At 47.1% G+C, this 14335-nt stretch carries 11 protein-coding genes; 9 read left to right on the plus strand and 2 right to left on the minus strand.

Going from position 1 to position 14335, the window contains the following annotated elements; all coding sequences use genetic code 11:
• Positions 1-22: 22 nt before the first annotated feature.
• Positions 23-982 carry a carbohydrate ABC transporter permease gene (locus tag OB236_RS20660; protein ID WP_083689080.1) on the plus strand — a complete coding sequence of 320 codons (960 nt, stop codon included), beginning with the start codon at positions 23-25 and terminating at the stop codon, positions 980-982.
• The gene (locus OB236_RS20665) at positions 982-1812 is read left to right on the plus strand and encodes a carbohydrate ABC transporter permease (RefSeq protein ID WP_262685695.1); all 831 of its coding nucleotides are present in this window, start codon (positions 982-984) and stop codon (positions 1810-1812) included. The genes OB236_RS20660 and OB236_RS20665 overlap by 1 nt, the downstream gene beginning before the upstream one ends.
• A gap of 113 nt (positions 1813-1925) precedes the next feature.
• On the opposite strand, the gene OB236_RS20670 is transcribed toward OB236_RS20665, so the two are convergent.
• Together OB236_RS20670 and OB236_RS20675 are read right to left on the minus strand one after the other, a co-directional pair.
• Positions 1926-3776, minus strand: coding sequence for a sensor histidine kinase (locus tag OB236_RS20670; protein ID WP_262685696.1), 1851 nt, complete (start codon positions 3774-3776; stop codon positions 1926-1928).
• Entirely contained in the window at positions 3773-5383 is a 1611-nt protein-coding gene (locus OB236_RS20675) for a response regulator (RefSeq protein ID WP_262685697.1), read from the minus strand. Before OB236_RS20675 ends, OB236_RS20670 begins: the two co-directional genes overlap by 4 nt.
• 186 nt (positions 5384-5569) lie before the next feature.
• Between OB236_RS20675 and OB236_RS20680 the strand changes: the two genes are divergently transcribed.
• From OB236_RS20680 to OB236_RS20710, 7 genes are all read left to right on the plus strand, one after another.
• Positions 5570-6559, plus strand: a complete 990-nt coding sequence (locus tag OB236_RS20680; protein ID WP_262685698.1) for an ABC transporter permease — start codon at positions 5570-5572, stop codon at positions 6557-6559.
• A gap of 13 nt (positions 6560-6572) precedes the next feature.
• Positions 6573-7445, plus strand: a complete 873-nt coding sequence (locus tag OB236_RS20685; protein ID WP_262685699.1) for a carbohydrate ABC transporter permease — start codon at positions 6573-6575, stop codon at positions 7443-7445.
• A gap of 86 nt (positions 7446-7531) precedes the next feature.
• Complete coding sequence (locus OB236_RS20690; RefSeq protein ID WP_262685700.1) at positions 7532-9049, plus strand: extracellular solute-binding protein; 1518 nt, start codon at positions 7532-7534, stop codon at positions 9047-9049.
• A gap of 43 nt (positions 9050-9092) precedes the next feature.
• A complete protein-coding gene (locus OB236_RS20695; protein ID WP_262685701.1) occupies positions 9093-10598 on the plus strand; it encodes an FAD-dependent oxidoreductase in 1506 nt (501 codons plus the stop codon).
• 71 nt (positions 10599-10669) lie between these two features.
• Positions 10670-12229, plus strand: a complete 1560-nt coding sequence (locus OB236_RS20700) for an alpha-L-arabinofuranosidase C-terminal domain-containing protein (RefSeq protein ID WP_262685702.1) — start codon at positions 10670-10672, stop codon at positions 12227-12229.
• A gap of 223 nt (positions 12230-12452) precedes the next feature.
• Positions 12453-13412, plus strand: coding sequence for a helix-turn-helix transcriptional regulator (locus OB236_RS20705; RefSeq protein ID WP_262685703.1), 960 nt, complete (start codon positions 12453-12455; stop codon positions 13410-13412).
• Positions 13413-13661: 249 nt separating this feature from the next.
• Positions 13662-14204 (plus strand): FmdE family protein, encoded by a 543-nt coding sequence (locus OB236_RS20710; protein WP_262685706.1) that lies wholly within the window; start codon positions 13662-13664, stop codon positions 14202-14204.
• Positions 14205-14335: the final 131 nt, after the last annotated feature.

A 14335-nucleotide genomic window follows, 5' to 3' on the forward strand; every position in this document is an offset into this window, starting at 1 on the left:
AACAACTTTGAGGAGGATCTCCATGTCTGTGTCAAAGCCAGCTGCAATCCAGACCGCGGCAAGCAAGACTTTTACTGCAAAGCCAGCCAGCTACAAAAGTTTTTACAGGCAGCGGGTATGGGTGGGCTACATTTGTATACTCCCTGCCATACTTGGGATCTTCCTGTTTACCATAGGTCCGATGCTGTACAGTTTGTATTTGAGCTTTACGGATTGGAACATATTAACCGATGCCAAGTGGATCGGGCTGGCCAATTATACGAACATTTTTACACAGGATTTGTTTTTCTATAACTCCCTGAAAGCTACAGCTATCTATTCCGTAGGCGCTGTCGCGGCTTCGATGATCTATGCGTTTATTATTGCGTTGTTTTTGAATCAGAATATTAAGGGAAGATCATTGTTTCGGGCCATCTTCTTTATACCCTCGATCATTCCTGTTCTGGCGAGCAGTATACTTTGGACGTGGCTGTATGACGTGGATTTTGGTGTGATCAATCATATTCTGGGCTGGTTTGGAATCGAGAAGCAATTGTGGATAGGCAGCCCGCAAACCTCGGTAATGTCGCTGATTATTCTTGCTGTGTGGGGCTCGGGTAATGTGATTGTTATATTTCTCGCAGGCCTGCAGGATGTTCCCCAGCATTTGCATGAGGCAGTTGAAATAGACGGTGGGAATTGGTGGCACAAGCTAAGAGCGGTTACGATTCCACTGATGACGCCAATTATTTTTTATAATGTGATTCTGGGTTTGGTTAACTCCTTCACGACATTTACCCAAGCTTATACGATGACCAAGGGCGGGCCTGAGGATTCGACGCTGTTCTACGCATTTTTTATACATCGCGAAGCCTTTGAGCATCAGAGTATGGGGTATGCGTGTGCGCTGGCTTGGATTCTGTTTGTAATCATTTCACTACTAACCTATCTGCTGTTTAAATCATCTTCAGGCTGGGTTCATTACGAAGGAGGCAAATCCTGATGAACTCTCGAACATTAGGCGCTATTTGCACGTATGTATTTCTCATATTGATGTCCGTTTTAGTGTTTTTGCCGATCTATTGGCTGCTTCGCAGTTCTCTTATGGATACCATGGAAATTTATGCATTTCCACCGATCTGGTTTCCACACGTCTTTAGATTTGAAAATTATACAGAGGCCATGACCCGTGTTCCGTTCCTGCTTTATTTTAAAAATACACTGATTATTATCATCCCCGTCCTGATAGGTGTAACCTTAACCAGCGGTTTAGCTGCCTTTGCCTTCGCGAGACTGGAATTCCCGTTAAAAAACCTTTGGTTTACCATTGTCATCATGACCATCCTGCTGCCAAGCATCGTCACGCTGATCCCCACTTACATCGGTTGGTCCCGAATAGGCCTCGTTAATACATTTTGGCCATTGATTGTTCCTGCTTTTTTTGGCGGGGGAGCCTTTAATATATTTTTGCTCAGACAGTTTCTGCTTACGATCCCGAAGGAGCTGGATGAATCAGCGGTTATTGACGGTGCTAATTATTTTGTTGTTTATTTAAAAATCATTCTTCCATTGATCAAGCCTGCGATGGTGGTTGTGCTGCTGTTTACATTTGTTGGCGTCTGGAATGATTTCCTCGGTCAATTGGTTTACCTCGGTGATCAACAAATGTTTACGGTCGCACTCGGCCTGTTTCAATTCAGAGGCAATTTAACTACGGCATGGAGTCTGCTGATGGCTGCGGCCGCGGTACTGATAGCACCTGCTGTTGTGGTATTCCTGATCGGGCAAAGATACTTTATCGAAGGACTGACGATGACGGGAATCAAAGGATAAGGTTATACCTTCACAATCGTATGCATGCCATATAATCCAGCTTTCCTGTTTAAGGGATTGCTGGATTATTGTTTAATTTACAGCTGCAAGCAATCACAAACCGATAACTGCTGTTAATCATTATGGGGATCCGAGCTTCCTTCTGTCAGCTCTGCTGCTTCATCACCGGAAGGTCGGGTTATTTTAATAACAATGTCCACACATGTCCAGCGTCCCCATTCGGAAGTAATTACCATACCGCTTGATGGTTCATTTTGTGAATATAATCGGATACGTTCGTGAACATTGTAAAGTCCGAAGCTCTGGATGGTGGCTGGTTCCGCAGGTGGTTCAAGCAGCGTTTCAAGATGCTCTGGCGGGATGCCTACACCATCATCGAGCACCGTAATTGCCAGCAGCGAATTTTTTATGGAGGCCGTAATCGTGATCGTACCATGCTTGGGACGCTTCTGATTGATACCATGGAGAACGGCATTTTCAACCAATGGTTGAATAATCATTTTGGGCAGGTCGCAATAACGTGCAACGTCTTCAATAAGGTAGACCATCTGGATTCCATCATCATTGCGTTTGTTTTGAATATGCATGTAAGACCGTATCAGCTGCAGCTCTTCTTCAAGCGTTACGATATAACGGCCCTTGCTGAGGCTTTGCCTGAAATAAGCAGATAAGGATTCGATCATATCACTGATATCATCAGCTTTCCTTCTGACAGCCATCCAGTGAATACTATCGAGCGTATTATAAAGAAAATGCGGGTTGATTTGGGATTGCAGCACTTTGAGCTGAGAGTCCCGCTCCAGTAGCTTGGCCTGATACGATTCAGCGGTGAGGTCATGAACGGTTTGCACCATACGAGCTACACCCTGCTCGAGCTTCCTGAGGTCGCCGCTATTCTGAGAATCCAGCCGGTCGATGCCTTCCGTCTTCAGAACCAGGATCAGCTCCCGGAGCCTGCGGTTTAACCTTTCAGCTGCATAGGCAAAGGCGAGTACCAAAATAAAAATGAAAACGATAGAGAAAGCTGCGAGAATAATGACAGCCGAAATTTTGGTCAAGGCAATACTTTCTCCGGAAACCTCAACCGATGGGAGCTTGGCTACGATAGTCCAATCGGAGAGAGGAATATGACGATACAATATCGTGAAGTCCGAAGAATCGCCAGTTTGGAAATAACCGGCCTCCTGCTCCCATATGGTGTTCATATGCTCTGCTGACAGCTCGGAATGACTCCCGATTCTGGATTCGTCAAGGAAGGAAACAATAGTTCCCTCCTTATCGATGATAAATACTTCCTGTGAGGGAGCAAGCTCAATGCGATCAAGAATTTGTCTTAATAATTGCTCCTTCACATCAACGACCAATGCACCAATTATCCGGTCGTAATTCTTCGGATCATGTAAGATGCGCGCTGCAGAAGCGACATGAACGGGTTCGCTTCCAATATAGGACTGCAGATGGGTGCTTCCCCAATAAATCGCACCATTCCTCGAACGAGCCTTACCCAGCCAACTAGAATCCTGAATATCCTTAAGCGAAAAGAAATGTATGTCTTCATTCGCATAGATCAGCTCAGGCTGGACGAATACCCGGATCTGCCGAATATCGCGGTTTCTTTCACCGCTGCTCACCAGCTTTTCCAATACTTGAAAGTCATCGTATTGCAGGTAGGACGGCTTGTCGAGACTGGACAAAAAGCCAAACACATCCGGATTGGCTATGAATCCATCAGAGATGTTTTCGATGAGATCAAGTCGTCCTGAAATGTTATATTCAGCTTGCTTGAGTGTCTGGAGCATGGAGGTGCTCATGTCACGTTCGAGAATGGCAGATGTTTTACGGTAGTAGCCATACATAAGCAAGCAGCTGGGCAGCAGGATGAGAACCAAATAAATCAGCAGGGATTTCTTGATAATGCTGGATTTGGAAATGCCGGACAGAAGGAAGGCCAGACGGGTTCTCATAAGGGTATCTCCCGGAATTCACTGGGAGTGAGGCCTGTATGCTTCTTGAACAGCTTACTGAAATAGCTGGGGTCCTTATAGCCGACCGCATAACAAATATCGTAGGTCTTATGCTGAGGATCGGCCAGCATTCGCTTCGCCTCCCGCAAACGCACTTCAATAACGTAATCGTTGATCGTCATACCCGTTTCCTGCTTGAACAACAAGCAGATGTACGTCGTTGTCAGGTAAACCGTAGCGGCGATTTCAGCTATCGTCAGATCCTTGGCGTAATGCTCCTCAATATAGCCTTTAATCAACGTGACCACATTACGTGTCTTATGCTCCCGCTTGTCGGCAACCGCATCATAGGTCAAGCGGACATGCTCCAGCAGCGCAGACATGAGCTCGGAAACGGTTTCAAATCCGGCCAGCTTGTTCATCAGACGCTGTTCACTCTCCTGGATTGCGGTGACGGAAGCTTCCAGCTCAAGCAGCAACTCGGAGCACGCAATAATCATATACATACTAATAATGCGTCCGTACTGAACCGGTGCGGCTCCTTTGCCTTTTCCAAAGGCCTCATTGAGGAAGCGTGTAACGGTTTCCCAGTTGGGTGCTTTGAGTACGGATATGCAGGAGCGTACATCCAACTGCAGGGTATGATGGTGTGGTTCGGGGACGCTGGCCAGACTGTCCATTGTAATGATTTGATTTTTCCCGAGGAACCATCGATGCTCTGCTGCATCTGCGGCAATTCGATAGGATTCGGGGAGGGAGCTCCAATCCCGGACCGTGCAGCCGACGCCAATCGTTACATTCCGCTTGAGCAGGCGATTGATTTGGTTTCTGCATTCCTGAAGGGTCGTAAATAGCTGCTCTTCATCGTCATCGGTATGGAAGTGAACAATTCCGGCATATTCACCAGGCTTGGTCTCAAAGGTATGACCGCAGTAGTCCTGCTTCACAATATCCTCGCTAATATTCAGCAGTGCAAACGAAAGCAGTTGCTTTTCCCGCTCTGACATCTCGCTCAGAGCGGTTGAATAATCATCGATACGGATGACAAAAACACCCAATCGCGCCGCTTTTACAGGTAGATCAATATTAAGCAGCTGAAATTTCTCCTGAAGGGTTTCGGTTGAGTGAGTTCCATCCACCACCAGTGTAGTTAAATATCTTTCGCGCAATAAAGGAATGCTTTGATTGAGCTTGATCTGCTGAGCCAGCCAACTCTGCCTGGTCTGATCCTCTTCCTGCAGAAGACGGACCACACGCGCAAGCACCTCATGAAGCTCCTGAAGCCGAATAGGCTTCAGTATATAATCTACGGCTTCCAATTTAATGGCCGATTTTAAGTAGTCGACATCCCCAAAGCCGCTGATCATGACAACCTTGACGGCTGGATGCATGTTCCTCAGCTTCTGTGCCAAAGCAATTCCGTCCATATGGGGCATTCTGACATCCGTCAGCACGATATGGATGGAGCTTGACGCTACCAAGGAAAGCGCGATTTCTCCATCCTCCGCCTCGCCGGCAAGCTCCAGACCGAGTGCTGCCCAATCCACACAATCCCGCAGACCGGAACGCACAGATGCTTCATCATCCACAATGAGTACACGATACATACCAAATTCCTCCTTGGATCCAACTTCACGAATGTGTATAAAGCAACACCAGAAATCGTAATCCGCTCCTCTGTATTCAATAACAGGATCCCTATACAATACATACAGAAGCTTCTTCTACCCAAATCTATTGTAAGAGTAAAGAGAATGCGGTGTAAACCCTTTTTCGGAAAGGAATGATGTTGGATGAGTAAAACGACCGCGTTACCCGGACAGCCTTCAGTCGGGGAGAAGACTCGCAAGACAGGAGCAAGCCAATCAGGCTTCTGGGGCTATGCTCGAAAAAATATCGATTTATATCTCATGTCCATTCCCGGCATATTGTTCCTGGTGGTATACAAGTTTATTCCGCTATATGGACTTACGCTGGCCTTCAAGGATTTTAATCTATTTATCGGAGACAACATCGTGGATTCTGTGATGAAAAGCCCCTGGGTGGGTTTAAAGCACTTTGAGCGGATTTTTCATGAGCCGGCTTTTCTGCAAGTCATTGCCAACACGCTGATGATCAGCTTGTACAAGCTGCTGTTCTTGTTCCCGGTTCCGATCCTTATTGCCCTGCTGCTTAATGAGCTGCGTCTGCAGTGGATGAAGCGTTGGATACAGACGATCGTGTATATGCCGCATTTCCTGTCATGGGTCATTATTTTCGGATTATTTTATTCGATGATGGGCTCGTATGGAATGGTGAATCAGCTCTTGGGGGCACTTGGCTTTGAGAGTATCAGCTTCTTCTCCGACACCAATTGGTTTCGAACGCTGCTCGTCTTTACGGATGGCTGGAAGGACACAGGCTGGAACACGATATTGTTTCTTGCAGCAATGACGTCGATTGATCCGCAGCTATATGAAGCGGCCATCGTGGATGGCGCCGGACGATTCAAAAGAATGTGGCATATTACTGTACCCAGTATTGGCCCGGTCATCTTGCTGGTGTTTGTACTTCGATTGGGGCAAGTGCTCAATGCCGGTTTCGAGCAGGTGCTTGTGATGTACAATCCCGCCGTATACGATGTAGCGGATATTATCCAGACGTACGTGTATCGAATTGGACTTGGGAAGCTCGATTTCAGCATGTCTACGGCGCTTGGACTGTTTGAGTCGGTGGTTGCCTTCATTCTGATTATGTCCAGCAATGCGATCAGTCGCCGTTATCTGGGAAGAAGTATATGGTAGGAGGGGTTAAAGCATGAAGAGTAGAAGCTTGGGGAGTCGCTGGTTCGATGCACTGAATGTTGCTTTTCTTGCCATGGTCGGAATCGTGTGTATACTGCCTTTCCTCCATGTGCTTGCCAAATCGTTAAGCGATCAGGCCTCAGTGATGGCCAATAAGGTTTCCTTTTATCCGATTGGCATGAACCTGAGTGCATTTGAATTTGTCATTACCAAATCGCGTTACATGGAAGCTTTGGAGGTGACCCTGTTCGTCACCATCGTAGGCACGATTCTGAGCATGACCATTACGATCATGGCCGCCTATCCGTTGTCCAAGCCGGAGTTTCGGGGACGTAAGCTTATTGTACTCCTGTATGTGTTCAGTATGCTGTTCTATGGTGGGATTATTCCGGGTTATATCCTTATGAAGGGTCTGGGTCTGTTGGATACGGTTTGGGCGATGATCATTCCATTGCTGGTCGTCCCGTTCAATCTGTTTGTTTGCAAAACCTTCTTTGAAGGCCTGCCAGAAAGTATAGAGGAATCGGCCAAGATGGATGGCGCCTCCAATCTTCGGATACTGGTTTCGATCCTTCTGCCTATTTCCCTTCCTGTTGTGGCAACACTGGGTATCTTTTATGCGGTGGGCTACTGGAACAATTATTTTCACCCTTTGATTTATATTAACGCTGTGGATTTAAAGCCGCTTCAAATCTATTTATATGATACGATTTCCAACACGGAGGATGTGTTGACCCAGCAGCCTGAGGATGTCCGGTTACGTTTATCTTCTGAAGGACTCAGGGCGGCTACCGTGATTGCGACGATTCTTCCTATATTGCTGGTGTATCCATTTCTGCAAAAATATTTTGTGCATGGTTTAACGGTTGGCTCGGTCAAGGGGTAACAAATCCAGCTCCAGTAATTATAGATGATAATTTTTGAGGCAATGCCTTAAAATAGATTACAAGATGATAAGGGAGGCTACACGGCATGAATGGAACTAAACGAACGATGAGCACGTTGATATCAACTGTTTTAACGTTATCCTTACTTGCAGGCTGTTCAGCAGGAGGAAATCCGGAAACCAAGGGGTCTGATCCCAAGTCTGGAGCAAGCAGTACCTCAACAGATGCCAACAAACCCAAACCGGCGCTTAAGGTGCTGGGATTCAATGTGGCCTTCGATCCGAACACTGATCCCGTGGCCAAGGATGTGGAAGAACGCACGGGGTACAAAGTGAATTATTCCGTGCTGCCCAAAGATAAACCTGAGGAGAAGCTGAATATTGAAATCGCTTCAGGTACGGAATATGACATTCTGGATTTGACGCCTTCCCAGTTCTATACATTGGTCGCTCAGGGGGCACTGCAGCCTATAGACGAGCTTGTCAACAAGAACGGCACGAATATGAAGCAGGCGATCTCGGCGTCCTCCTGGGAGCTTGGCAAATACAACGGGAAGCTGTACGGAGTGCCGCAAAAAAATGAAAGGGCCAATATTGAGAAAACGATGATTCTTCGGCAGGACATCCTGACTGAGCTTGGTCTTAAGATCCCGGAGACACTCGATGAATTATATCGGACGCTCAAGACAGTCAAAGAGAAAAAGCCGGACATGATTCCATTAACCGGCAACAATATGGACGTGTTTATGATCTATAGCGGATTCAATCTATATACAGACTGGTCTGAAGTGAATGGACAGCTTCTTCCAAGAATTAAACAGCCTGCCATGAAGGACTATATGGCTTTTATGCGTAAGCTGTATACCGAGGGATTGCTGGATAAGGATTGGGCTGTGAACAAGACGGCGCAGGCACAGGAGAAATTCGTCAGCGGGAAATCATTTATGATCCCGGGTTCATGGAATGATGCTTCCAACATGAATGCGGCCTTTACGAAAAATGTACCGACTGGGAAAATGGGCTATATGCTTCCTCTCAAGGGTGCTGATGGAAAAGCAGGCGTACAAATGGAAGATAAGCTGCTGTATGTACATGCCATTCCCAAATCCTCCAAGCATGCCGAGGATGCGATCAAGTTCATGGACGCGAAGCTGCAGATGGATACCTTCACCTTCCTGACACTTGGTGAAAAGGGTACCACCTTCAATGAAGAGAATGGTGTATACAGCCCCATCATGCCTATTTTCACTGAAAAACGGGGGAATGCTTATTGGTTCCTGGATGGAATTCAGGAGGTCAAGTACGCGGATATGTGGTTAGCCAGATTGCGCCGTACTCCAACGCTGTTCGAGGCTTTCAATGCGATTAACAAGGATTTTGACAAGTATGCCAAAAAGAATCCGATTGCTTTCATGCCTCCGATTGAGGTTGTTGGTAAGAACCAGGCAAGCCTGACACAAAAAGAAACCGACTATTTTATCAAGCTTCTGCTGGGCGGAGAATCAATCGAAAATTTTGATAAGTTCATTAAGGATTGGGATAACTCTGGGGGCAACGATGTAGTGAAAGCGGTCAATGAATGGTATAAAACTACCAAGAAGTAAGGCAAGGGTCCAGCTAATCTTATTATATAGGAGTGGAGATACAATGAATGTTTACAATGAACCGGCTATGCAGGTGCCTGTGGTGGCTGAGCCTGACGTACTTGTTATCGGTGGTGGACCAGCGGGGATCGGTGCTGCGGTTGCGGCGGCTCGTAATGGAGCCAAGGTATTATTGGTGGAACGATATGGATTCGTAGGGGGCAACTTAACTGTTGCCATGGTCAATCCCATGTTTACCTTTCATGACGTAAACGGCAAGCAGGTGATCAGAGGAATTGCCGGAGAGCTTGTAGATCGGTTGGTAGCGAAGACCGTATCGCCAGGACATGTAACGGATTTGACGTTTGACAATGCTTCCATGTCCCCGTTTGACCCGGAGGGGATGAAGCTGGTGCTGTTTGAACTGCTTCAGGAGGCCGGAGTGGAGCTGCTGCTCCATTCTACATTCGCAAATGCATACTCGGACGGAAACGGTAAGGTCACGACGGTTATTGTGGAGAATAAATCCGGGCGACAAGCGATCTGCCCCAAATTAGTCATTGACTGCTCTGCGGATGCAGATGTTGTCGCCAGGGTTGGTGCACCCTTTGTGAAAGGACGTGAATCCGACGGTGCGATGCAGCCGGTTACACTTTTCTACAGAGTGGCCGGAGTCAACATGTCCAATTTGAAAGCCTGGATGAAGGCAAACCGTCACCTGCTTAAGGATTCCCCTACAGACGAAGAGATTGATGCTCAGAGTGCTCTGGCATTTCTCGGTATGAAGGAAATTATTAAGGAAGCGATGGAGCGTGGTGAATATCCGAAGGACGCAGCTCCGCGAATATTGATGTATGAGCTTCCACAAGATGGACAATTTGCTATTAACTGCACGAGGCTGCAGGGTATCGATGGAACGAATGTATTCGATCTGACACGGGCTGAGGTGGAGACACGCTATCAGGCCTGGGCTGTGACCGAGTTTATGAAGCGTACTATTGGAGGCTTTGAGCATGCTTATATTCTTGATACGGGTGTTCAGGTAGGCATACGTGAAACGAGACATATTGTTGGCGATTACGCAATGACAGAACAGGATGTATTGAATAGCCGATCGTTCGCGGATGGAATTGCCTGCGGAACGTTTGCTATTGATATTCATCCCCCGGAAGGGGAGCAGCAGGTGTTCACAGGTTCTGGCAAAGCCGTGTATGAGGTTCCTTATCGCTGCTTGCTGCCCCAGGGATTCGATAATTTGCTAGTTGCAGGTCGCTGCATTTCCGCATCGCATACCGCTTTTGGATCGGTTCGTGTGATGGCTACGGCTATGGGGATCGGACAGGGAGCAGGTACGGCAGCAGCCATGGCTGCTGCGAATAGTCTGACCACACGTCAGGTCGACGTGGAGCTGCTGAGAAGTCTGCTTATGGAGCAAGGCCAATATTTAATTACGGAGGAAGCTGAAGAGCTGGTAGACCCTGGCTTGCGTTTATCGAAAGAGAACGGTTCAGGGGGAACGGCAAGTCATCACAACCCGTTTGCTGATCAAGTGAGTGGCAGCAAATCATAAAGCTTGATCGTGGAGCGAGGGACCGGAAAGTCCCTCGCTAATTAAAGAAGGAACAGGAGCTGGAGAAATCGATGAAGGCATACTTGAAGGTGTATTCGGAAGAACGTCTGGGTGAGGTGAATCCGTATATTTACGGCCAATATTTTGAGCATTTGGGGAACTGCATCTATCCTTCTGTCTGGGATGATCAATCCCCGCATGCAGACGAAAGCGGCGTTCGGCTTGATGTGATTGAAACGGTCAGGGAGCTTGGTGTTCCCGTGATCCGTTGGCCTGGCGGTTGTTATGTGGATTTGTATAACTGGCGTGATGGTATAGGCCCCAAAGAAGCAAGGCCGACGCGCGTTAACTGGCATTGGGGCGGACTGGAGTCCAATCATTTCGGAACCGATGAGTTTCTGCAGTGGTGCGAGAAGGCAGGCACGGAGCCTTATGTCAATGTTAATTTGGGTACGGGGACGCTGGTCGAGTCACTGCGGTGGATGGACTATTGCAATGGAGCCGGAGAAACCGCCGATGCCCAGTGGCGCAAGTCGAACGGACATGCCGAGCCTTACAATGTCAAGCTATGGGGTATCGGCAATGAAACCTGGGGTTTCTGGGAGGCCGGTCAGCTGAGTGCGCGGGAATATGCACACAAGCTTGCCAATTGGGCGCAGTTTTATAAGAAATACGACGCTTCGCTTCAGCTGCTTGGGGTAGGCTCCCATTACGGCAATGACCCCGAATGGGATAGTCAGGTTGTCGTTCAGGCCGGTAAGTATTTGGACTATTTAACCTTCCATTTGTATGGAAGTTCGGTGGATAGGGAGAGCGGAAATGAATATTATCCGGTTGTTTTTACACCTGTCTTCTTCGAGAAGCAGCTGCGCAGGATGATCGACACGATCAGGACCACCATAGTGAATCATAAGCTTCAGCTCCCTCAGCAGATCCGTATTTCTATGGACGAGTGGAACATCCGTCATTATGAACCCGATCCAGAGAACATTGGGCATTATCGCTTAAACCGCAATAGTCCCCGCAATCTGCAGGACGCGTTATTCGTAGCCGGGGTATTCAACGCGATGATCCGGTTAAGTCCTTCGGTCGGAATGGCCAACTATGTATTTCTGATCAACGGCAATGGGGTCATTTCGGTTACAGAGGATGTAGTCATCAAGACGACTTTGTTTTATGTATTCAAGCAATATGCAGAATGGATGACCGGGCAGTCGGTCCGGGTGAATGTGAGCTCGCCTTCAATACGCATACCCGCACCACAAATCAACGGTCCGGATATGAATGAGAAGATTCAAGCGATACACGAACCAAGCGACGAAGCCTATGTGGATGCTGTTGCCGTCCTTCGTGAGGATGGCGACCTGAATATTGCTGTTGTGAATCGTCATCAGGAAGAGAAGGCAGATGTAGAGCTTGAGCTGCCTGAAGGCTACCGTCTCGCGACCGTCTGGACCTTGACTCATGAAGATATTTATGCGGCTAATACGGTAGACGTGATTGGGAATGTAGTGCCCGTTCTGACAGCTGTGGACGATCAGGAGCTGCGGACATGGAAGGTTCCGGCACATACTGTAGTGCTATTGCAATGTAGGAAAACGTCAATTGAGGCCGAGGCCTTTCAAGGATGAGCGACCGCGATTTCAGCTGAATGTGCACACCTGCTGCATGATGTAAAATATAAGACCATCATTTGCTCAAAGCAAAGCTTCCTATACCGCTCAAAAGTGGAATAGAAGACTTTGCTTTTTCGTCGTTTGGATCTCAGAAAATTGTTCAGGACAGTTAAAAGGCAGCATCCGTATTTTGTGCTACAATACTAAGAAATAACGAAACGCTGCAAGGAGGATTTAAATGTCCGAAATGTCTTACACAGTCGAGGAAATCGCCAGGCTTTTGAGGATTTCCAAGGTCACCGTCTATGATTTGATTAAGAAAGGTGATCTGGTTTCGTATCGAGTGGGCAAACAAATGCGGGTAGATGCTGCTGACCTTGACGCTTACAAGAAACGTGAGAAAGGCTTATCACCGAACCTTCAAGAGGAATTTACGGATCGTCCTGCGGATCGCTCTCCCTCCTATCGAGCGGTGGCTGCTGCCAACGGTATGCGTACCATCGTCATCACAGGCCAGGATATCAGTATTGACATATTAGCCAGGCATATTGAGAAAAATGTTACGGGAATGCGACCGCTACGCGCTTATGTGGGTAGCTTGGACAGCCTGATCTCTTTGTACCGAGGCGAATGCGATGTTGTCAGTACGCATTTGCTGGATGGGGAGACAGGTGAGTATAATCTGCCTTACATTCGCAGAATATTTATCGGATCATCTTATCTTGTTGTCAATCTGCTTTCCAGACCGTGCGGATTTCTGGTTGCCAAAGGAAATCCCCTTGATCTCCATGGCTGGAAAGATCTCAAGCGTCCTGGCCTGCGACTGGTGAATCGTGAGAAAGGAGTCGGGGCCCGTGTGCTGCTGGATGCGCAGCTGAGCCTTCATGGTATACGGTCGGAGCGGCTTATCGGGTATGATCAAGAGGAGTCGAACCCTATCGGGGTAGCAGCCAAAGTTGCCTCAGGTGAAGCGGACATCGGGATTGGACATGAGAAAACGGCTGCGATGATGGATAATGTGGATTTTGTCAAATTGATCGAAGAGCGGGTAGATCTCGTGATGTTAAAAAAACCTCACAATCGCGAGTGGATCCAGGCGCTCCTGCAAATTTTAAATTCCGAGGCCTTTTTGAATGAATTACGTGTTATACCTGGAACCGATACATCGCAAACCGGCAAGGTTATGCTGGAGACCTAGGAAGCCAGCCCACAAGTTCCATAGGAGACACTTTACAAGCAACAGCTTGGTTAAGGTGTCTTTTTTAGCTTGTTCATGGAAGCGAAAATAATTAATAACATTAATAAAAATCTAATATATTTGTTAATTTAATATCATTTGATATCATTTAAATAAAATTAGAGTTGTTTATAAATCTAAAATATGCTAAATTCATAATTGATTATCATTATCAATAGAATCCATATCTATTACTTAGGAGGAACTGCAATGTTGGAGATTCATATTCGGGACGGACGAACAGGTGAGCATCATAAAAAAATCAGGTTTGAGGATATTGAGAAGTATCATTGCGGTCAATATTTAATGGCTATTGCTGTCGCATTTCGAATGCTGCAGGCAGGGATTCAAGAATTATGCGGCGATCAGGCGCCTCTAAGAAAAGATATCACCATCATGTCGGGCCATGGAGGACCAGGATTTCGTGATGCGATCGAATATGTGACAAGAGCGACGACGCATGAAGCTTTGTCTGTTGATGTTAATTACCCAGTAGCCCAGTACGATCCTCACCGTGCCCAATCCTACACGTTTGTTATTACTATATCGGGCGGCGATTCCGTGGAAGTATCGTTGAACGACGGATTCTTGCCTCTGGAGTTTTATGATTTGTTGGAAAAAGGCCGGGCCGGCACGAGGACGGAAAATGATGAATTGCGTCTTGACCAGCTGAAAAAGGAGCTATGTGAACGCGCATTGGCTATGTCTACAGAGGAATTGCTCACAATAAAACGTCTTAGCTCGGTAATCTGATTGTATGTTGGGGTCATCTGTGTTTTGCTTCATCAATAAGCTTCGAGCCATTATTTGTCTAATAAGGTGTCTTTCCCGTGGAGTCAGCATAGGGAAAGACACCTTTAATTTTTAAAATAGGTTGAACTTAA

The organism is Paenibacillus baimaensis (assembly GCF_025567575.1).